The sequence below is a fragment of the Paraburkholderia sp. genome (assembly GCF_026225065.1).
GTDB lineage: Bacteria > Pseudomonadota > Gammaproteobacteria > Burkholderiales > Burkholderiaceae > Paraburkholderia.
The window spans coordinates 36,532-56,789 of the sequence record NZ_JAMFSB010000044.1; the positions used below are offsets into that span (position 1 = coordinate 36,532).

The 20,258-nt window shown below is 61.7% G+C and carries 15 protein-coding genes and 1 pseudogene; 10 read left to right on the forward strand and 6 right to left on the reverse strand.

The window, feature by feature from the left end; all coding sequences use genetic code 11:
• Positions 1-587 precede the first annotated feature (587 nt).
• On the forward strand, positions 588-2,507 hold the full coding sequence (locus tag M0954_RS03350; RefSeq protein WP_297351639.1) for an EAL domain-containing protein: 1,920 nt from the start codon (positions 588-590) through the stop codon (positions 2,505-2,507).
• A 22-nt stretch (positions 2,508-2,529) separates the two neighbouring features.
• Here the strand turns inward: M0954_RS03350 and M0954_RS03355 are convergent, their stop codons facing one another.
• Positions 2,530-2,964, reverse strand: coding sequence for a MarR family winged helix-turn-helix transcriptional regulator (locus M0954_RS03355; RefSeq protein WP_297351641.1), 435 nt, complete (start codon positions 2,962-2,964; stop codon positions 2,530-2,532).
• Positions 2,965-3,179: 215 nt separating this feature from the next.
• On the opposite strand from M0954_RS03355, the gene M0954_RS03360 reads away from it, so the two are divergent.
• From M0954_RS03360 to M0954_RS03390, 7 genes and pseudogenes are all read left to right on the forward strand, one after another.
• The gene (locus tag M0954_RS03360) at positions 3,180-4,265 is read left to right on the forward strand and encodes a substrate-binding domain-containing protein (RefSeq protein ID WP_122159097.1); all 1,086 of its coding nucleotides are present in this window, start codon (positions 3,180-3,182) and stop codon (positions 4,263-4,265) included.
• A gap of 197 nt (positions 4,266-4,462) precedes the next feature.
• Positions 4,463-5,980 (forward strand): amidase, encoded by a 1,518-nt coding sequence (locus tag M0954_RS03365; RefSeq protein ID WP_297351643.1) that lies wholly within the window; start codon positions 4,463-4,465, stop codon positions 5,978-5,980.
• A gap of 227 nt (positions 5,981-6,207) precedes the next feature.
• Positions 6,208-7,283, forward strand: a pseudogene (locus M0954_RS03370) (transporter substrate-binding protein).
• A 42-nt stretch (positions 7,284-7,325) separates the two neighbouring features.
• Positions 7,326-8,192, forward strand: a complete 867-nt coding sequence (locus tag M0954_RS03375) for a branched-chain amino acid ABC transporter permease (protein WP_123387235.1) — start codon at positions 7,326-7,328, stop codon at positions 8,190-8,192.
• Positions 8,189-9,352 carry a branched-chain amino acid ABC transporter permease gene (locus M0954_RS03380; RefSeq protein WP_122155980.1) on the forward strand — a complete coding sequence of 388 codons (1,164 nt, stop codon included), beginning with the start codon at positions 8,189-8,191 and terminating at the stop codon, positions 9,350-9,352. Before M0954_RS03375 ends, M0954_RS03380 begins: the two co-directional genes overlap by 4 nt.
• On the forward strand, positions 9,349-10,065 hold the full coding sequence (locus M0954_RS03385) for an ABC transporter ATP-binding protein (protein WP_122155981.1): 717 nt from the start codon (positions 9,349-9,351) through the stop codon (positions 10,063-10,065). The genes M0954_RS03380 and M0954_RS03385 overlap by 4 nt, the downstream gene beginning before the upstream one ends.
• Before the next feature lie 10 nt (positions 10,066-10,075).
• The gene (locus M0954_RS03390; protein ID WP_297351645.1) at positions 10,076-10,783 is read left to right on the forward strand and encodes an ABC transporter ATP-binding protein; all 708 of its coding nucleotides are present in this window, start codon (positions 10,076-10,078) and stop codon (positions 10,781-10,783) included.
• Here M0954_RS03390 and M0954_RS03395 read toward each other — a convergent pair.
• Positions 10,774-11,094: a flagellar transcriptional regulator FlhD gene (locus M0954_RS03395; protein WP_122155982.1), complete on the reverse strand. Its 321-nt coding sequence runs from the start codon at positions 11,092-11,094 to the stop codon at positions 10,774-10,776. The genes M0954_RS03390 and M0954_RS03395 overlap by 10 nt on opposite strands.
• Before the next feature lie 302 nt (positions 11,095-11,396).
• Between M0954_RS03395 and M0954_RS03400 the strand changes: the two genes are divergently transcribed.
• Positions 11,397-11,705: a hypothetical protein gene (locus M0954_RS03400; RefSeq protein ID WP_074268421.1), complete on the forward strand. Its 309-nt coding sequence runs from the start codon at positions 11,397-11,399 to the stop codon at positions 11,703-11,705.
• A gap of 24 nt (positions 11,706-11,729) precedes the next feature.
• Here the strand turns inward: M0954_RS03400 and M0954_RS03405 are convergent, their stop codons facing one another.
• Together M0954_RS03405 and M0954_RS03410 are read right to left on the reverse strand one after the other, a co-directional pair.
• The gene (locus M0954_RS03405) at positions 11,730-12,104 is read right to left on the reverse strand and encodes a tautomerase family protein (RefSeq protein ID WP_122155983.1); all 375 of its coding nucleotides are present in this window, start codon (positions 12,102-12,104) and stop codon (positions 11,730-11,732) included.
• A gap of 33 nt (positions 12,105-12,137) precedes the next feature.
• Entirely contained in the window at positions 12,138-12,938 is an 801-nt protein-coding gene (locus M0954_RS03410) for an acetoacetate decarboxylase family protein (protein WP_297351647.1), read from the reverse strand.
• A gap of 349 nt (positions 12,939-13,287) precedes the next feature.
• Here M0954_RS03410 and M0954_RS03415 point away from each other — a divergent pair, with 349 nt between their 5' ends.
• A complete protein-coding gene (locus M0954_RS03415; RefSeq protein WP_297351649.1) occupies positions 13,288-16,338 on the forward strand; it encodes an AAA family ATPase in 3,051 nt (1,016 codons plus the stop codon).
• Here M0954_RS03415 and M0954_RS03420 read toward each other — a convergent pair.
• Together M0954_RS03420 and M0954_RS03425 are read right to left on the reverse strand one after the other, a co-directional pair.
• Entirely contained in the window at positions 16,335-19,427 is a 3,093-nt protein-coding gene (locus tag M0954_RS03420) for an AAA family ATPase (RefSeq protein WP_297351651.1), read from the reverse strand. The two genes, M0954_RS03415 and M0954_RS03420, sit on opposite strands and share 4 nt — an antisense overlap.
• On the reverse strand, positions 19,424-20,258 hold an 835-nt coding region (locus tag M0954_RS03425), incomplete at its 5' end, for a LuxR C-terminal-related transcriptional regulator (RefSeq protein ID WP_297351653.1). The genes M0954_RS03425 and M0954_RS03420, both read right to left, overlap by 4 nt.

The window sequence follows — 20,258 nt, forward strand, 5'->3', positions numbered from 1 at the left end:
GCCCCGCTGCACAGGCACCAGCGCACCACTCGATGCCAGTTTCCAACTCGGTTACCGCAAAAAAAAAGCGTCGTGCAAGCACGACGCAATAAATCCTGAGTTTCGAGGGTCAGGACGTGAGAGACCAGAAGCACTGGAGCCATCTATCTCCAGACACAGCGAGTTATACGGCAAAACGGGGCTGCAACTGAAGATCGGGGATGGCTGAAAATTACGTCAGGTAATCCTGAATGAAAGTTCTGTGACGGTCACAAACGGGGTCAATGTAGCGCTTTCCCTATAAAAGCAGCCTTCCAAGCTCCAAAAAACGCGCCCTTACAAAAAATTCAGGAAATCCCTACGCCCACGCGCTACAGAGATCGATGCGCGCTGCCGTATACCGAAGTAGCAACCATGGTTATGGTCCCTTCACCTTAGCTTCACAAAGTTCAGCCGCGGACATAAACGATTCGATACACGCAACAAGGACAACTTCGGACAATGGACAGGCCGCGTATCGGTACCGTTAGGAGAGCCGAGATTGGCGCTTGGCGGTCCGATTTCGCAGATTGGACTCGTTAGCGATGGACCCGCGGGAATACGCAATTATGAAGCTCACGAAACTCCTGAAAGCCGTTAGAGAAATTGCGAGCATTCCGCGAGACAATCCGGATCTGCTGATCGCCCAGTACCGAGCTTTCACGTTTCAGATGCCGCTCATGTACGTGGTCCTGATGATCAATACATGGGGGCTCGCGACAACGCACATGCACGTGGCGCCGCATTGGCTGACCGTCGACATACCCGTCATCATGACTGTGATCTCGGTGGTGCGCTTGATCGGCTGGCTGCGTCGCTCGCGGCAGGAAGCAACCCATGAGATTGCGTTAAAAGCGCTCTCCCGTACCCAACGACTCGCGCCCGTTATTGCTCTCACCTTTACGCTGTGGGCGTTCGCGCTCTTCCCTTACGGCGACCCGTATGAAAAGGCTCACGTAGCCTTTTATATGGCCATCACCGTGATTGGCGTGATTTTCTGCATGATGCATTTGCGGACGGCCGCCTTCACGGTTGCATTCATTGTAAACGGCTTGTTTGTCGTCTTCTTCGCCCTGTCCGGGACCTTGGTCTTTGTCGCAATCGCCGTCAACACGGCGCTTGTTTCCGCGGCGATGCTCGCCATCCTGCTGGTTCACTATCGTGACTTTACCGGCATGGTCAGTGCGCGAGCGGAGAATTTCCGGCTCGCCAATATCGATAGCCTGACGGGGTTGGCCAACCGTCGCGCGTTTTTTTCGTACCTTGATTATGCCTATACGAAAGCGAAATCGGATGGAAGCCGTCTCGCCGTCGGCATTATCGACCTGGATGGCTTCAAACTCGTCAACGACATCTACGGCCATGCCACCGGCGATAAACTGCTGCAGATCATTGGAACGCGCCTCGTCGAGGCATGTCCGGAAAACTACTATGTCGCAAGACTCGGTGGGGATGAATTCTCGATTGTAGCTTCGAACTTTGGCGACACGGTCGAACTGCTGGCGAACGGAGAATTGATCTGTTCTGCCATACGAGCTGTTGCATCGATGGGCGATATTACGCTGCAAATAGGCGGGTCGATCGGCTTCTCGGTCTTTCCCGATATGGCGAGCGACACGACGCAACTGTTTGCGAACGCCGACTATGCGCTGTATCACGGAAAGCGCGGCAGTCGTGGCAAGGTGACGCTGTTCTCCACCGACCACGATGCCAAGATCCGCTACGAAGCAAAGATCGAGCAGGCGCTGCAACACGCCAACCTCCAGGATGAACTGACGGTCGTGTTCCAGCCGATCGTCGATGTTTCGAACCGCGCGACCATTGGATTCGAAGCACTCGCCCGGTGGACCAGCCCCACGTTGGGCTCCATCACACCGGCGCAATTCATTCCCGTTGCAGAACGCACCGGAATGATCGAGAGGATCACTAAAACACTACTGAAGAAAGCACTTGTGCACGCGCTGCTTTGGCCGTCGTCCATCCGTCTTTCGTTTAACCTGTCTGCCCACGATCTTAGCTCTCCGGATACCGTCCTCGACATCATTACGGAGATCGGCAAAAGCGGCTTCGATCCGGCTCGTCTCGATCTGGAAATAACCGAAACCGCTTTCATTCGTGATTTTGCGCAGGTCCGTCGTGCCACGGAGACGTTGCGAGCACTCGGATGCGGTATTTCTCTCGACGACTTTGGAACCGGCTTTTCGAGCCTGACGCACCTTCATGCGTTGCCGCTCACCAAGATCAAGGTCGACCGTAGTTTCGTCGCGGATCTAAACACGAATCCCACGAGCTACAAGATCGTCAAGTCGCTCCTCGCGCTCAGCCGGGACATGGATCTTGATTGCATTATCGAAGGCATCGAGACAAGAGACGAGCTGGCCATTCTCAAAACGCTAGGCGGTCTGATGGTTCAGGGCTATCTGTATTCCAGACCCATCCCGGCAAATGAAGTCGTTAGTTTCCTTGAACAACCGCTGACGGTCGCTTAGGCAACGCCGTGCAAACCACACATCATACCGGCCGCGACTCCTCGATTAGCCGCTCCAGCAGGCGCTTCAACTGCTTCGAGTTACGCGGTCCAAGCGCGTCTTCGATCGCCTCATGATGCGCATCCACGCTACGCTTCAATCGCCCCACCATCTCCAGCCCGCGATCGCTGATATACAAGAGTACCTTGCGACTGTCTTGCGCGTCCTGTGCGCGCTGTACGAGTCCGCGGCTCACCAGTTTGTCGACGTTCTTGGTCAGCGCGGGCCCATTCAGTAGCACCTGCTCGGCGAGTTCGCCCATCGAATGACCTTGCTCGTCGGATACGACCTGCAGAATGCGCCAGTGCTCCTCGTTGACGTCCTCATCGGCAATCGATTGGGCAATGCCCATCTTCATCTGCCGGTGCGCCGAGGCCAGAAGCCAGGCGAGATACTGCGAAAGGTCGTGTTCGGGCATGGTAGATGCATGGTGTCGAAGCAATGGCATCGATCTTACGCAAATTAATTTTCCGTGGAAAGTATCGGTGCAAAACTGGCTGAAAATGTGCCAAGCTGGCGCTCGTCCGCCCGTGGTTGGTGCAACGCTTGCGTACGGCATGACGTTTTTGCCGGTCAGGCGTCGCGGCTAGCCTCGCTTACGTGTTCGACCACTTTGGCATCACACGCCCATCGATGAGTCAGCGTCTCGGTACCCGAAGCAGTAAGCAGGAATTAAACATCGCCTTGTGCGTGCCGCTCGGTGGCGCCGCGGGCATCTGGGGGCCGTCCGCGCTGGCGTCGGCGCGCCTCGCCGTGGCTGAGCTCAACAGCGGGTCGGGCATCACCGGCCGGCCTTGCAGGCTGATCACCCTCAACGCCGGCGACGACGCGCAGGCGATCGAAGACAGTCTGGTCGAACTGGTTGAGGAAGGCGCCGTCGATGCCCTCGTCGGCATGCACACCAGTGCGGTTCGCCATGACCTCCTGCACGCAATCGGCGGCCGCATCCCTTTCGTGTACACACCGCTCTACGAGGGCGGCGAACGTACGCCCGGGGTATTCGCAATTGGCGAAACGATCTCCAGACAACTGCGTCCCGCCATTCATTGGCTGAACGAGCACCACCGTCCGCGGCGCTGGATGTTCATCGGCAACGACTATGTGTGGCCGCGCGCGTCGCATCAGGTCGCACACCGTTTCGTCGCCGAATCCGGCGGCAGCGTCGTCGGCGAGATGTTTCTGCCCTTCGGCGGCGGCGACTATGAATACGTTCTCGACCAGATTCGCGAGCAACGTGCAGACGCCGTCCTGCTCTCGTTGATCGGCCAGGACGCGGTGGACTTCAATCGCGCCTTCGGCCACGCCGACCTCGCCTCACACGTTCTGCGCCTGTCGTGCGCGCTCGGCGAGAACGAACTGCTCGGTATCGGAGCAAGGAACACGGACAACCTCTACGTCGCCTCCGGTTACTTCGCATCACTGGATACCGACGCCAACCAGTCGTTCAAGGAGCGCTATCACAGCCATTGCGGCGTACGTGCGCCGACGCTGGATACCTTTGGGCAGTCGACCTACGAAGGCATCCACTTCCTTGCCGCTCTGCTCAACGACGCGCGACAGCGCAATGCCACTACCGCCAGTCTGGCCCGCCTCGGCACCGCGCCCCTCTCCTACCGCAGCGCTCGTGGCGCAGTTTACGCTGGCGGCCGGGTCAACCGGGTGCCGATCTATCTGGCAAGGGTCGACGGTCACGCATTCCGCGTGCTGACCCATCTCTGATCGCGCCGCACACTCCGTTGGTGCCATTTTATTTTCCATGGAAAATAAAATGGTTGACTCAGAAAATAGTCGTCCATACCATTGCTCGCAAGTTGGTCAGGCATCCAGGTGCCTGACCGCGCCGCCTTCCATCGTCGAATGGTTACCGGCAGCACAGTAGCCGCAGGTCTGTCCGGAATTCAACTTACGGAGCAACCATGGCAGTCAAACGTCCTACGCTGAGCCAACTTGAAGATGTCGCGTTGAGCCTCGGCATTCACCTTTCAGAAACGCAACTGGCTAGCTACAACGGCTTGCTGCAAGCGAACTTCGACGCTTACGATGTCGTCGATGCCCTCCCCGACTATCTGCCGCGCGTAACCTACCCGCGAACGCCGGGCTATCGTCCGAGCGGCGAAGAAAATCGCTATGGCGCGTGGTACGTCAAAGCCGAAGTCAAAGGCGCGCCGGGCGGCAAGCTGGCTGGCAAGACGGTCGCGCTCAAGGACAACGTCTGCCTCGCCGGCGTGCCGATGATGAATGGCGCCTCGACGCTGGAAGGCTACGTGCCCGACGTGGACGCCACCATCGTGACGCGCCTGCTCGACGCCGGCGCGACAATCGTCGGCAAGGCCACGTGCGAGTACTTCTGCTTTTCCGGAGGCTCGCATACGAGTTCGCCAGCGCCCGTCCATAATCCGCACCGCAGAGGGTATTCGGCTGGGGGCTCGTCGTCCGGTAGCGCCGCGCTGGTGGCTGCGGGCGAGGTCGATCTCGCGATCGGCGGCGACCAGGGCGGCTCGATCCGCATGCCGGCGTCGTACTGCGGCGTCTACGGCATGAAGGCCACGCATGGTCTGGTGCCGTACACCGGCGTCATGCCAATCGAGTTGACGATCGACCACACCGGCCCGATGACCGCGAACGTCACTGACAACGCCATCATGCTCGAAGTCCTCGCCGGCCCTGACGGCCTGGATCCGCGTCAATACGCGGGGCAGACGGCCAAGCCCTACAGCGACCTGATGAAAGAAAGCGTCAAAGGCCTAAAGATCGCCGTGGTCAAAGAGGGCTTCGGGTGGCCGCAGTCGCAGGCCGCGTCTGACGCCAAAGTGCGCGAAGCCGCGGCGCGCTATAGCGATCTGGGTGCGAAGGTCAGCGAAGTATCGATCCCGATGCATCTGCTCGGCCCCGCCATCTGGCTGCCGATCGCCGCCGAAGGCGCGACCCAGCAGATGATGAAAGACAACGGTCACGGCTTCAACTGGAAGGGACTGTATGTGACCGGCATGGTGGACTTCCATGCCGGCTGGCGCGAACGTGCAGACGAGCTCTCGGAGACGCTGAAGCTCACCATGGTCTTGGGCGAGTACTTCATCAAGCACTATCGTGGCCACTTCTACGCGAAGGCCCAGAATCTGTCGCGGCAACTGACGCTGGCGTACGACACGGCGCTGGCCGATTACGACCTGCTCCTGATGCCGACGTTGCCGCTGACTGCGACGCCTTTGCCCGCCGCAGACGCGCCTCTCGAGGAAGTGATTCAACGTGCCTTCGAGATGCTGCCCAACACCTGCCCGTTCGACGTTACCGGCCACCCGGCGATGAGCGTGCCATGCGGCATGGTTGAAGGCCTGCCGGTCGGCATGATGTTGATCGGCAAGCACTGGGACGAAGCGACGATCTATCGCGGCGCTTACGCATTCGAGCAGGCTGCAGACTGGAAAACGCTTTGACGCCACTGGCGGATTAGGCGTAGAGAGCGCTAACATAGCGCTCGTATTCGATCTTGTTCACCTTCAGGAATCTTTCCATGGATCGCCGTTCCTTCATCAAGACCTCCGCTCTCTCGCTGGCTGCTGGTGCGGCCTGCGGCATATCGTTTGACGCATCGGCCGAGGATGAAATTGTCGTGGGCGGGATCACCGATTTATCAGGAGGACTCGATATTTACGGCAAGCCCATGGCCGACTGCCTGACGCTCGCCGTCGAAGAATGGAACGCGCAAGGTGGACTGCTGGGCAAGAAGATCAAATTGCTCACCTATGATCCGCAGTCGAACATGCAGCTTTATACGCAGTTTTCCCAGCAAGCTGCCTTGAAAGACAAGGTCGCGGTCGTGCACGGGGGCATCACCTCCGCTTCGCGCGAGGTCATGCGTCCGGTGCTCGACCGCTACAAGACCCTGTATTTCTACAACACCCAATACGAGGGTGGCGTGTGCGACCGCAATACGTTCTGCACGGGCGTGACGCCGGGTCAAACCGTGGCGAAGCTGGTGCCTTATGCAATGAAGAAGTGGGGCAAAAAGGTCTACGTGGTCGCAGCGGACTACAACTATGGCCAGATCACCTCGCAGTGGGTCAAGAAATTCGTGCAGGACAATGGTGGGTCGGTGGCATCGATCGATTTTTTCCCGCTCGATGTCACGAACTTCGGTCCGTCGATCTCGAAGATTAGGCCGCCAAGCCCGATATGCTCGTCTCTGCGCTGGTGGGCGGCGCGCATATGTCGTTCTATCGCCAGTGGGCCGCAGCGGGTCTGCACAAGAAGATTCCTCTTGCCTCCACCACCTTCGCTGGCGGCAACGAGCAGATCGTGCTCTCGCCCGACGAATGCGACGGTTTCCTCGTCTGCTACAACTACTTCGAGACGATCGACAACCCCGTCAATACGGCATTCAAGGACCGCTTTCACAAACGCTTCGGCGCCAACTATCCGAACATCACCGAACTGGCGATGGGCACTTACCAGGGCTTCAACCTGTGGGCGCAGGGCGTGAAAAAAGCCGGCACGCTGGACCGCATAAAAGTGATCGAAGCGCTGGAGTCGGGTATCAGCATCGACGCGCCCAGCGGCAAGGTCTCGATCGACGCAGCCACGCATCACTGCGTGCTGAACGTCAATATTGCCGAGGTCCGCAACAAGAAGCTCAATATCGTCGAGACCTTCCAGGCGCAACCGCCGAGTGACACCAGCGCCGTCTGCAACCTCATCAAGAACCCGCGCGACAACCAGCAATATGTCATCAAGCTTTGATGCTTGTGCGAAGCGCCCCCGCGCCGTCCGAAGGAGCCGTTGATGGATCTTGCCGCGATCGTCCTGATTCAGATCCTGTATGCGATCTCGAGCCTGATCGTCATCTCGTCCGGGCTCGCGGTCATCTTCGGGATGATGAAGGTGATCAACCTCGCGCACGGCGAGTTCATGATGCTTGGGGCGTACGCGACCATTGAAGCGATGCGCCTCGGCATCAATCTGTGGGTGGCGATCTTCGTCGTCGCGCCGCTGACGGTGGGCCTGATCGGCATCGTACTGGAGCGGGTTTTCATCCGTCGCCTGTATGGCCGCATGATCGATACGATGCTTGCCACGTGGGGCTTGTCGCTGCTGCTGATCGGCGCGGTGACGTCGATCGCCGGCAATACAACCGCCGGGGTGTCCGCTCCGCTTGGCAACTTTACGATTGGCGCTTACTCGGTCAGCAGCTATACGCTCGTGATCATCGTTGTCGGCGCGCTGCTGGCGCTCGTCTTGCGCTGGGTCTTGCTGCATACATCCCTTGGCCTGATCGCGCGCGGCACCATGCAGAATCCGCAGATGGCCGACGCGCTGGGCATCAACCCGAGCCTCGTGTATTCCGCCACCTTTGCGGTCGGTGCGGCCTTGTCCGGCTTTGCGGGTGGCCTGCTGGCACCGCTGACCGGCGTCGTGCCGACGATGGGCGGCGCGTTTATCGCCAAGGCGTTCATTACCGTGATCGGCGGTGGCCCGGCGATTGTCGTCGGCCTCGTCAGCGCGTCGACGCTGTTCGGTGCGATCAACCAGATCGCCACCTTTGCCTCGACGCCGGTGTTCGGCGAAGTCGCACTGCTGGTCGGCGCAATCATCATGTTGCGGCTTCTGCCGCAAGGCATTACCGGCCGCTTCTTCAAGGGGTCGCTGTGACGAGGCCTGCGCAATCCAGCCGGTCGGCGCAGGGGCCTGACGCGCTGCAGCGTTTCTCGCGGTCGTGGGCAAGCGCTGCGCTGACCGTTGCACTGGGGCTGGCGCTGCTGTTCGTGCTACCGCACGTGCTCGACGACTTCGCCCTAGTGCAGGCCACCGTCTACGTGGTGATGTCGATCCTCGCCATCAGCCTCGCGTTTATCTGGGGCTACGGCGGCATTCTGTGTTTCGGGCAGTCCGCCTTCTTCGGGCTAGGCGCCTATACCTACGCGATTGCGGTGACCAACCTCGGCGACAGCACCGTGCCCTTCGTGCTGGCCATCGTGGTGCCTGCCGCGTTCGCCGCCATCCTCGGGTACCTGATCTTCTATGGGCGGCTGTCCGACGTCTATATGGGCGTCATCACGCTGACCGTGACGCTGATTCTGTTCAACCTGATCAACTCCACCGCGGGGCCGGAGTGGAAAATCGGCACTGCCCCGTTGGGCGGCTTCAACGGCATACCGGGTATCGCACCGCTGAACACGCCCGGTAACATCGACGACACGATCGGGCCGCGTGGCCTGTTCGAGCTGTCGCTCGGCGCGCTGCTGCTGGTCTATCTGTTGCTGAGGGCGCTGCTCGCCACGAAGCCGGGCCGGGTCATCGTCGCCAGCAAGGAAAACGAGCAGCGTCTCTTGCTGCTCGGTTACGATGCCCGCGCCTACAAGCTGTTCACGTTCGTGCTCGGCGCAGCTATTGCTGGACTGGCCGGGTGCCTGTTCGCCAACTGGGGCGCCTTTACCAGTCCTACCGTATTCAGTCTCGCGCAATCGGCGCAGATCATCATCTGGGTGATCGTCGGCGGCCTCGGCACTTTAGTGGGTCCGGTAGTGGGCTGCATCGCCATCCAGTGGCTGACCACGCAGATCGGCACCCAGCAGACCATCAACTCCAACCTGGTCCTCGGCGCCATTCTCGTGGTCTTCGTCTTGATGGTGCCCAAGGGGATCGTGCCAAGCCTGGGTTCGCTCGGCGCCGCGCTCGTATCGCGCTTGCGCCGTCAGCGCGATATGGCCAACGTCAACGCCGCCGTGAAGGAAGACCCGGACGCCGGGACGCAGGCAGCAAAGATCGATCAAGCCGCAAAGCTCGATCCGCATGGAGAAGCCGTGCGATGACACCGCTTCTCGAGACCCGTGATCTGAACGTACGCTTCGGCGGTGTCCACGCGACCCGCGACGTCAATTTCACCTTGGCGGAAGCGGAACTTCGCTGCGTGATCGGGCCGAACGGCGCCGGCAAAAGCACCTTCTTCAAACTGCTCACAGGCCAGGTGAAGCCCACGTCGGGACAGATCCTGTTTCGTGGTCAGGACATCTCGAACATGCAGCCGCATCAGCCGGCACGGCTTGGCATTGGCATCAAGACCCAGGTGCCGAGCCTCTTCAACGGGCTCAGTGTGTGGGAGAACGTCTGGCTCGCCGCACGCCGGGTGAACACGCCGCAACAGACAGAACGCGTCACACGGGTGACGCTCGAGCGCGTCGGCATGCTGGCGTACCGCGATGCGACGGTCGGCCTGCTTGCGCACGGACAGCGCCAGTGGGTCGAGCTGGCGGTGGTGATTGCACCGGACCCGCCGTTGATCCTGCTCGACGAGCCTGCGGCCGGCATGAGCGATGCCGAGGTCACGCGCACCGCGGAGCTGATCCTCGAGATAAACCAGCGACACGCGCTTGTCGTGGTCGAGCATGACATGAGTTTTATCCGCAAGATTGCGCGGACAGTCACGGTGCTGCACCAGGGCGCCATCATCCGCGAAGGCGCGCCGGATCGCATCATGAGCGACCCGCTGATCCAGCAGATCTATCTTGGCAAAAAGCCGCAATGAGCGGAGTGCGATGATGCTCGAAGTTGTCGATCTATGCGCCGGCTATGGCTCGATCCCGGTGCTCTACGACGTGTCGCTGTCGATCGCCAGTGGGGAATCGATCGGCATTCTCGGCCACAACGGCATGGGCAAAACCACTTTGCTGCGCTGTCTGATCGGAGCGTTGCCGGCGACCTCGGGCACGATCCGTTTCGATGGCACCGACGTGACGCGCGCGGCGCCCCACGCGCGAGCGCGACGCGGAATGGCCTACGTGCCGCAGGGCCGCGAGATCTTCCCCGCGTTGAGCACGCTGGACAATCTTCGCCTCGGACTCCTGAAGACAGGCCAGCGTCCGGTGGATGCGCTCGAACGGCTGCTGGCCGATTTCCCTCGCCTCAAGCCCTTGCTAGACCGCACCGGCGGATCGCTGTCGGGCGGCGAGCAGCAGTTACTGGCCCTTGCCCGCGCGCTGGCCGGCAATCCCAGCCTGTTACTGCTCGATGAACCGACCGAGGGCATCCAACCGTCGATCATCGACGAGATCGCCGAGACCCTGGTGCTGTTGCGCGAACGCAGCCAGCTCACCATCGTGCTGGTCGAACAGAATCTGGATTTCATCGCCGCGGTGTCGCAGCGGGTGCTGGTGATCCGGCGTGGCCAGGTCGGCGACGAGATTCCGCGCGAACACCTTGGCAACCTCGACATCATGAGCCAGTACGCCAGCGGTTACGCCTGATGTGTACCGACCTCGGCGTGGCTTGAGGCAGTCCCCGACGACGTGCGTGTCATCGCGGCCGCTTCAACCTGGCTATATGTCAGCGCCGACAGCACCGTATGATCATTGAAGCGGAACGAGCACAGTATCTGCGACACCGCGGCGAGCTTCGTAAGCTCCTGGAGCGAGAGCGTCACCAGAACATCGGCCACCTCGGGCGACACGCCAAGGGTGCTCATAGCCGTGCTCCTGTCTTCTGCAAGCAGGCGCTGGATCAGCAGAAGATAGGCGAAATTCATCTCGTGTATCAAGCCTTGCGTGTCCTGATTCATTTCAACCACCCCCGTGGTACCGGCCGGATCGGCTCTACTGTGAGAGCACGGCGCTTCGTACAGACACAAGCAATCGCCACAAGTCGATACTAGACACGCTGCGCCGGTAGCGCCGTCAGGACTCCCAGATATTGAATTAGGCCGATACGGAATTCTCCGTAAGGAATTCCTTAGCCGTGCTCCACGTCCCTGTCCGTGAAACCCATTGTCAAGAATTTGACTTTTTTGCCGTCAACCAGGAAACGCCCTCGCCTGGCGAACGCCGGGCCGGCTCATGAATACCTGATTTGAGGATAGCCACGATGACATGGCGCGTGTACACAATGCCCCGGCCGGCCAGTGCTTTCAACTGGATGCCGACGCTCGAACGCATCAGGGAACTGGTGGAGGCGGACGGCGGCAAGTTCTCGCTTCAGCTTGTCGATTCCGAATACGAGGCCGCGACCGAGGCCGCGAGAGCGTTTGGATGGGACGGCCAGTTCCTCGAAGGACCGCACGTTTTCACGCTGCCGAATGCGGATTCGATGCAGTTCGGGCTGGTGTGGACCCAGCCCGACGAAAAGCTTACGACGTTTATCGTTTCGCCGCGGGCGCTGCCCTGGCTCGAATGATCATGCGACCCTGGGCGCCGTGCCTCATTCGTTCGCGACCTCCGGCATGATCTTCCCCATCTCCATTGCCTGACTTGGAAGCAGTTCCTGAATGCCGATGACAATCTGGTCATCGGGTGCGCCGGTCGCGGTCTGAAACAGCTTCCAGAGACGCTGGATCAGTTCCCGCTTGTATTCAGGTGTACGACCGGTCCGGATCAGAAGCGTCAGCGCGGCGGTGGCCGCCGTTTCTCCGGCAGTAAAGCCGTTACCGGCCGGATACTCCTGAAACACCACATGCACCCAGTTCTTCGGCACACCCGAACAGGAAGCGTGTAGCTCCGTCAGGTCGACCGCGAGCCGCGTCTTGGCCTCGCTGCTGAGTACGCCATCCTGAGTCACCAAGGTATAAAGCGGCATTGAGGCTACTCCTGTCCTGACGTTTCCAACCCGTCACTCGACGTAGTTCTTCAGAATCCGCAGATCCGTCACCGAGTACGACATCCCCAGCCGATAACCGCGGCCAACGCGCAGCGGAGCGATCAGGTGCATTTCCTCGCCGGCGACCTCGGGAAGTTTCAGCTCCGCGGATCCGGTCCAAACATCGACGATCGCCAGATTGTCCGTGAGCGACATGGTCAGTTCATCGACGGGTGGTTTGTCCTGAACTCCGGCGGCAAGCTGGGGAAAGTAGCGGCGCATGGTCGTCGGCCGGTTGAACACGGTCGTTGGGTCTGCGACAGGCGCCTCTAGCTGGATACGGGCCGTCGCCAGCCGTTCGCCGTGCGCCGAGACACTCGCGCCGAAGCGGCTTCCCTTGGCAAGCGGCGCGGCCGCTGCACTCGGCGCGGAGAAACTACGGGTCTGATAGACGCTCGCGAGTTTCTTCGGGAAGCCCTGCGCCCATCCACGGGCGATAGCGGCATCGTTGTCGACGAAGATATACGGGCAATAGTTGACCGGCACGCCGTCGAATACCGCCTCGACCAGAACGAATGCCTCGCGGTACTGATAGCGGGCCGGGTCTGTCAATTCGTCGTTTGACGCCGTGAACTGCCAGTCCAGAAACCAGAAGAAGGCGCGCCCTCCCGACTTCTCGTCCACGCTCACGCCTTTCGGCAGCACGGCCGCGATGGCCTTCGGGTCGGCCCAGTATTCGATGGCCATACAGTCGCTCGAATAGTGCCACGGCGGCATCGTCGCAAGTGCGGATTGTCCTTGCGGCGTAACAGGAACTGAAAACGCTTTAAGCATTTCGTTTCGTCCTCGATGGGAGAGACTGCAGTCGCGATAACCCATTATTCTCGAAGGCGCTACCGTGTCCTATCCCCCGATCGGGGGGCGAAATGGCCGTTTGAAAGCGTCACGCAAGGCAGTTGTCCGTGCCGGTACATCGAAGGTTTTCGCAGTCATTTTGCCGGTATAGAATCGGCCAAATGTTTAAAACTACGTTAACGCCTGCCGAAGACGCCAGGGCTCGCCATGACTCAGTGGTCGATTGCCTTGCCGTGATGAAATCCGCGCCAGACCCAGCGCACCGAGGCGACCATCGCGCTTCATATAGGATTGCAAGAATGAATGGGCCGTGCGGTCGGAGACAAAAGTGAGCGAATTCCCGCCTTTCCGGCTCGACCGGGCCAACCAGTGTGTCTGGCAAGCGACGCCAGACGGGGGCCATTCCCGGCTCAATCTCAGGCCCCGTGCGTATGACATGCTTCAGTACCTGGTCGACAACGCTGGCCGTCTCGTGACGCACGACGAGTTTCTCGACGCGCTCTGGCAAAACGTCACGGTGCAACCGGAAGTGCTGAAGGGGCACATGCTGTCCATACGCGCTGCGCTCGGCGACGATCCGGCCAACCCCCGCTTCATCGAAACGCTGCGCGGCCGCGGCTACCGTTTCATCGCCCCACTGCTGGCCCGCACGCCAGTCAACGCCACGGATAATGCCGAGAAACCGGCTGACGGCACTTTCGTCGGACGCACCCCGCAGTTGAACAAGCTCAAAACGCTATTCGACGAAGCTTGCGCAGGCGAATCGCGGATTGTGTTCGTCGCCGGCGAACCGGGCATCGGCAAGACCACGCTCGTCAACCAGTTCCTCGAATCGCTCGACGGCCGCGGCGACGTGCTGACATCGCTCGGGCGCTGTGTGGAGGGTTATGGCGGCACCGAGCCGTATTACCCCGTGCTCGAGGCGCTGACCCAACTGGTGCGCGGCGACGCAGGCGCCGCCATCATGCGCAGTCTAATCTCGATAGCCCCCACCTGGGCCGCGCAGCTTCCCGGTTCGGTGCCGGAGCGGCATCGCGCGCAGTTACAGCGGCAACTGGTCGGCGCGGTCAGTGGCCGTATGCTGCGCGAGATCTGCGAATTCTTCGCCGCTCTCTCGGCGCAAACGCCGCTCGCCCTCGTCTTCGAGGACCTTCATTGGTCGGATTATTCGACGGTCGACATGCTTTCTGCCCTCGCCCGTCATCGCACCCATGCGCGCTTGATGGTCGTGGTCACCTATCGCCCTGAGGATGCGGAGTTCGCTCAGCATCCACTGTGCCGCCTGAACCACGACCTCGGTTTGCAGAAGCTTTGCCACGACATCGTGCTCGAGCCTCTGACCGAAAGCGCCATCGCCGAGTACCTCGAAGGCAAGGCGCAGAACGCTCGCGAGAACGGCCTGGCGCAACTCGTTTGCGAGCACTCCGGCGGGAACCCTCTCTTCATGGTGGCGACGCTCGATCATCTGGTCGCACAAGGCATCGCGCAGTCCACCCCTGAGGGGTGGAAGCTGCATCTTTCTCCGTCGGAAGTGCGGCTCGAAGTGCCGCTGACACTAAGCCAGGTGATCGAGCATCGTATCCAGCGGCTGACGGGCAATCAACAACGCGTGCTGGAAGCCGCGAGCGTGGCGGGACTCAGCTTCGATGCGACGCTTGTCGCTCCAGCGGCCCAGCTAAGCCAGGAAAGTATCGAGGAGACGTGCGAAGCGCTGTGCCGCCAGGAGAGCTTCATCCGTCGTGAAGCGCCTGCGCCGCTTGATCGCATGATCACGGCACGCACCTACGCATTCCGCCATACGATGTACCGGCAAACCTTCTACGAGCGTCAGGGCGCCCTGCGTACCGCTCATTCGCATCTGCGGATTGCCGAGGAACTCGAAGCGCGCAGCGCTCCAGAAGAGCACGGCAGCGTCGCGGCGGAGCTGGCCCAGCATTTCGCGGCGGCCAAGCAATGGTCGCGTGCGCTGGGGTATCTGCGGATCGCCATCCAGACCGCGAAGAAGCGTCTCGCGTACAACGACGCACTCGCTATCCTCGATCGGGCCATGATGCTGGCCGCTAACTTGCCGCACGAAGCACGGGCCGCGGCCGAGGCTGAGTTTCTCGAGGGGCGTGCGTCAGTCTTTACCGCCGCGCATGACCGGCGTGCGCTCGAGACCTGCGAACAACTGGCGAGGCGTGCCGCGCAACTCGGTCTGATCGATATCCAGAGCCGCGCGTTGCTGAGCCTCGCTTACGCCTATAGCTGGCGCGATCAGTTGCGCAGCAGCCGGATCATCGACGAAGCGCTGGTGCTGAGCGAGCGGCAGACGAATCTGCAACAGCAGGCGCGCACCCGCATCAGTTGTTATGTCTGGAGAATGTGGGTGCGCGGCTGGCGTGCCGACGACATCCGTCAGTGCGAAGCGGCGCTGGAGCCCTTGGGCAACGGCGACGATCCGTTCACGACCGCCTGGTCGCAGTGCGAATACAGCATGGTGCTGATGGTGTCCGCGCAGTATCAGCAGGCCCAGGACAACATTCTTGCGAACTACCGGTTCCTCGTCGACAACGATGAGAACCGGCCCGAGTTCAACATGGCGCGCGCCACATGGATGGTCAATCTCGGCGTGCCCTGGACGCTGTTGTATCTGGGCGAGCTTGGTCGCGCGCACCAGGAGTTCGACCGGGCGATTGCGATGTACGCCACCAACGGCAATCAATACGGCGCCGATACACTCACGCTGTATCGCTGCTGGGTGCAATTCCATGCGCTGGACTTCGACGCGATGCTCGAGTCCTGCAGCCAGGTTCTCGCGGAAACGCTGGCCGGCACCGCTGTGCGCTGCTCGACCCTTCCCGCCGAACAGCGGCTCGCCATTCTCCTGAAGGGACTGGCTTATCTCGGTCTCGGCGACACCTGTACGGCGCGCGTGCATTTGCTCGATGTCATGCAGCGCATGGATAACGAGCCGGTGATTTTCGACTGGTACTGGCGGCTCGCGCTCGAATGGGGACTCGCGAGCCTTGCGCTAATGCAGGGCGATCTCGACGAAGCGATGACGCACGCCGCGCGTCTGGTCAAGGCGGCGACCGCTACGGAGGAGCGCACGTGGCAAGGTTTGTCGTGGGAGATCCAGGCCCGCGTCGCGCTGCGTTTTGGCGCGCTGCCGGACGCCGTGCGTTATGTGGAAAAAGCGCTCGTTGCCACGCAGCATTTCCAGACCCCGCTCGCGGACTGGCGCATCCATCGCACGGCGAGCGAGACCTACCGCTTGAGCGGCGATGCGCAAACCGCCGAGCGCCACGCCGAACTCGCGGCTTCCAAAAAAGCGGCGCTCGCGGCAAGCTTGCCTACCGGGCATCGTCTGCGCGCCACGCTCGACGCCGGGGATTAGCCCTCGACCGGCTCCGCGAGGCGCCGGCCGAAACCCGCGTCCCTCGGGATCGAGCTGGCCAGATGGGCACGCGATTCGACGTAACGCTGCTGCGCTGCCGCCATATGCTGCGTGTCGCCGCGCGCTTCATGCAGCCACATGGCGGTGCGCTGCAAACGCCAGTTCGCGAGCGGCGTCTCGAAGCCTACGGTCACCGAAAACGCGGCTTCCAGCTGGACCTTGGCGTTCTGCAAATGGCCCTCGCCCAACGATGCTCGTGCCATTGTTTCCCACGCGAGCGCGTGCCAGGTCCGTTCTTCGGTGGCAAGCGCGCGTTCGAGAAAGCGGCGCGCACGATATTGCGCCGTATCGTGATCGCCTTCCGCCATCGCGAGGTCGGCGCATCCCCATTCGAGCGCCAGTCGCCAGTACCAGTCGAACATGATCGGCTCACGCTCCATCTGCCGTTCTGCTTCGGCAAAACGCGCTGCGGCAGCGACGGTTTCACCCAGTCCTGCATGAGCCAGCCCGGAGAGAATGGTCCAGACGCGCTGCTGCGGCGGCAGGAATGCAGCGCGTTCACGGGCCTCGTCGTCGGACCCAGGCCGATCCGCCGCCTGCCTGAACTGACGGTCGAGTTCGAGGACAGTCTCGAAGTCCATCGTATGAACCAGCAGCCAGCCGCGATAGACCTGCAGCGTGCGTGCCGCGAAGTAGTTGCCGTTGTCGTGATACTGCCGGATGCCACGGTCGAATTCGTCGAGCGAGCGTCCTAGTTCGCCAAGCGACAGGTACGCCCACGGCACACCCAGACGCATCATCCACATTGCGCGTGCAATATCGAAGCCTGGAGAGCCCACCGCGTGGTCGTACAACACCCGATAGCTCGCTTGCGTGGTCTGCAGCGCTTTGCGGTACTGCGTCGACACCATCATCAGCATGCAGTGCTCCATCTGCGCTTGAGCAATGGACACCGGATCGCCTACCTCGCGCAAGGTGGCGAGCGCGTCGCTGAATTGCTGCGCATCGGCCGCGTTCCAGCCTTGCGTCCAGATACGTCGCACATTGCACGCGATCTGCGTCGACGCGCTGACGCGCCGGTCCGGATAAGACACACTGAGTCTGAGCGCATCGTCGAGGCATTCCACCGAGCGAGCCTGATCGTCCCAGCTCAGGACGTACGAGAGACCGAGCAGCGCGCGCAGTTGCACTTCGATCTTGCCGAGCCGCGTAGCCTGTTCGTGCAGCGCCCGGTATGCGTCGATCGCCTGCCGGTCATGGGCGGCCGCATACAGCGCCGCGCGCGCTTCGACAAACTCGACGCGGCGCAACGCGCGCAAGTCGGCCGGCAGGCGTGCGAGCAGCGTATCGGCCTGATCGAGCGCGGCGAGCGCTTCGCGATATGCACAGCGAACCTTGGCGGTTTGCAAGGCGGTGCGTACATAGTCGAGCGCCTTATCCCATTGCTGCGCATCGGCAAAATGCCAGCAGAGCTCCGCCGAGAGACTGGCACGTTGCCCTGCCGGAAACAGGCTCTCGAGACGCTCGCCAATCAGCCGGTGCGACCTCGATCGCCGCGTCAGCCCCTGGCGGTCATAGAAGACGCTGCGGACCAGCGCATGCGTAAAGCTGAACAGTTGCGCGCTGGTGCCATCGGGCAAGCTCTGGACACCGGCGCGGCGGATGAACTGGCCCTGGCGAGCGAGGTTGTCACACTGTTCCTCGAACGCCTCGACGCTCATCGCGACTGCTTCGGCCGTTGCCGCCGGCGCAAACGTCAGTCCGGCCACGCTCGCCGCCTCAAGCGTGCGTTGCGCCTTGGCAGCCAGCCGCCGGATTCGCATTTCGATGACCTGCACGATCGTGCGCGGAAGCGCCTCGCGCAACTGCGCGGCGCTCGCCGTCTGATGCCATCCGTCAGCCGTCCTGATCGCCAGGCCATGCTCGTATAGATGCTCGAGAATCGCCTGCATGAACAACGGATTGCCACCCGAGCGTTCGGCGACCAGATGCGCCAACTCCTCGTCGAGCGGGTTCAGGCTCGCACCATGCATGAGCCAGGCGCCGACCGAATCGGGCTTGAGCGGCGCAAGCTCGACCACCTCGCACGCGCCACGAAGCAGTAGCGTGTAATTGAGTTTCATCACCGGATGCCGGACGGACGAGACGTCGTCGTTACGGTAAATGGCCACGATCATGAGCCGCAGCGATCCCTCGAGCTGAGCAAGCGCGGACAGCATGTCGATGGTCGAAAAGTCCGCCCAGTGCAGATCGTCCAGCACGAGCAACAGCGGGCGTTCTCTCGCCAGCGCCTGCAGCAGGTCGCAGATTTCGCGCATCATGCGTTCGCGCCCGGCGCCGATCGTCCGGGCGAGCAAGGAATCGAGGATATCCGCGGGCACGTAGGACGGCATCAGGATGGCCCAGGTAGGCGCGATCGAGACGAGCGCCGCCTTGACCTGTTCGCCGCCTGCTGCGCGGCAGAGGCGGCCGAGCGCTTCGAGCACCGGATAATACGGTTCGGTGCCGCCATAGCCTTCGACACACCCGCCTCCCAGCACCCGCGTGTCCTGGGCTGCCGCGGCGAGGAACTCGTCGACGAGCGCTGTCTTGCCGATACCCGCCTCGCCTGTGATGAACACGATCTGCCGCGTGCCAGCCTCGACACGCAGGTGTGCCGCCAGCAAGGCATCCAGTTGCGGCGCGCGGCCCACGAAACGCTCCGCTCTGCGCGCAAAGAAGCCCGACTCGCCACCCATGGCGAGATTGCCGACCGGCGCGATGAAGCGATAACCCTGCCCACGATGCGTTTCAACATAGCGCGGCCGGCCCGCATCGTCACCCAGCGCGCGACGGATCGCAGCGACATGTCCTTTCAGCACTTCGGGCTGCACATGCACGTCGGGCCACACCGCTTCGAGGAGCGTGTAGAACGACATCAACTGCTGCGCGTGTTTCACCAGATGGCGCAACACAGCGAAGGTCTTGGGCGGGAGGTCGATACGGGTAGCAGCTTGCGCCGGATCCAGTCGCCACAGACATTGATTGGACAAATCAAGCTGAAAGCCGGGAAACTGAAACGACGAGTGGATGTGCAAGTCTGCGTTCAAGCCGGAAAATTCCTCGGGATCTGGATCAGGCCAAGGCGGGTGGCGAGCGTGACCGCCTCGGTCCGGTTTCTGACCGACAGCTTAGTATAGAGATGCTTCGCGTGCGATTTCACGGTCTCAGGCGCGATGCACAGTTCGACCGCGATCTGCTTGTTGGACAGGCCTCGTCCCATCAGGTCGACGATCAGGCGCTCGCGTTCGCTCAGTCCCGCGGCCGCGTTCGGACGTCGCGCCGCGAATGGCTCAATGGCCTGGCGCGCGCCGCGCTGCCGGTGCACCAGCAACAAGCCCGCATAAGGCAGCAATTCGCCTGCGTCATGCACGGACCCGATCCGCCGTTGCACGATCGCCTCGATCAGCTCCGCGACGCGCACGCGGCAATCGACGAGCGTTTGATGCAGACCGACCGATGGCGCGAGCTTGAGCAGATTGACCAATACCTCGACGGCTTCGGCGCGTTGACCCGTCACGAGCAAGGCCTCGACAAGCAGTAGTGCAACGGGCACCGCCGCATACAGACCGCCGCGCCGTACCGTGTCGAAATGAGCCTGCCGCAATGACGCAACATCGACGGTACCGGGCGAGCGGGCCAAAGCGACGTGCGCCCGCGCGATGGTATGAAACCGCACGATCTCGAGGGCAGCGCTGCTACCACTGGCGCTCGCCGCCCGCTTTTCACATGCGAGCGTGGCGAGACGTTCCAGACATTGCCCGGCCTGCTCGACGCGCCCGTTACCTGCTTCGATTTCGACCTGGTACGCGAGGCTCGCCGCCTGCAGCCGCGCCCAGCCGCGCCGTACACCGAGCGCCTCCGCCTCGCTGAGAATGACC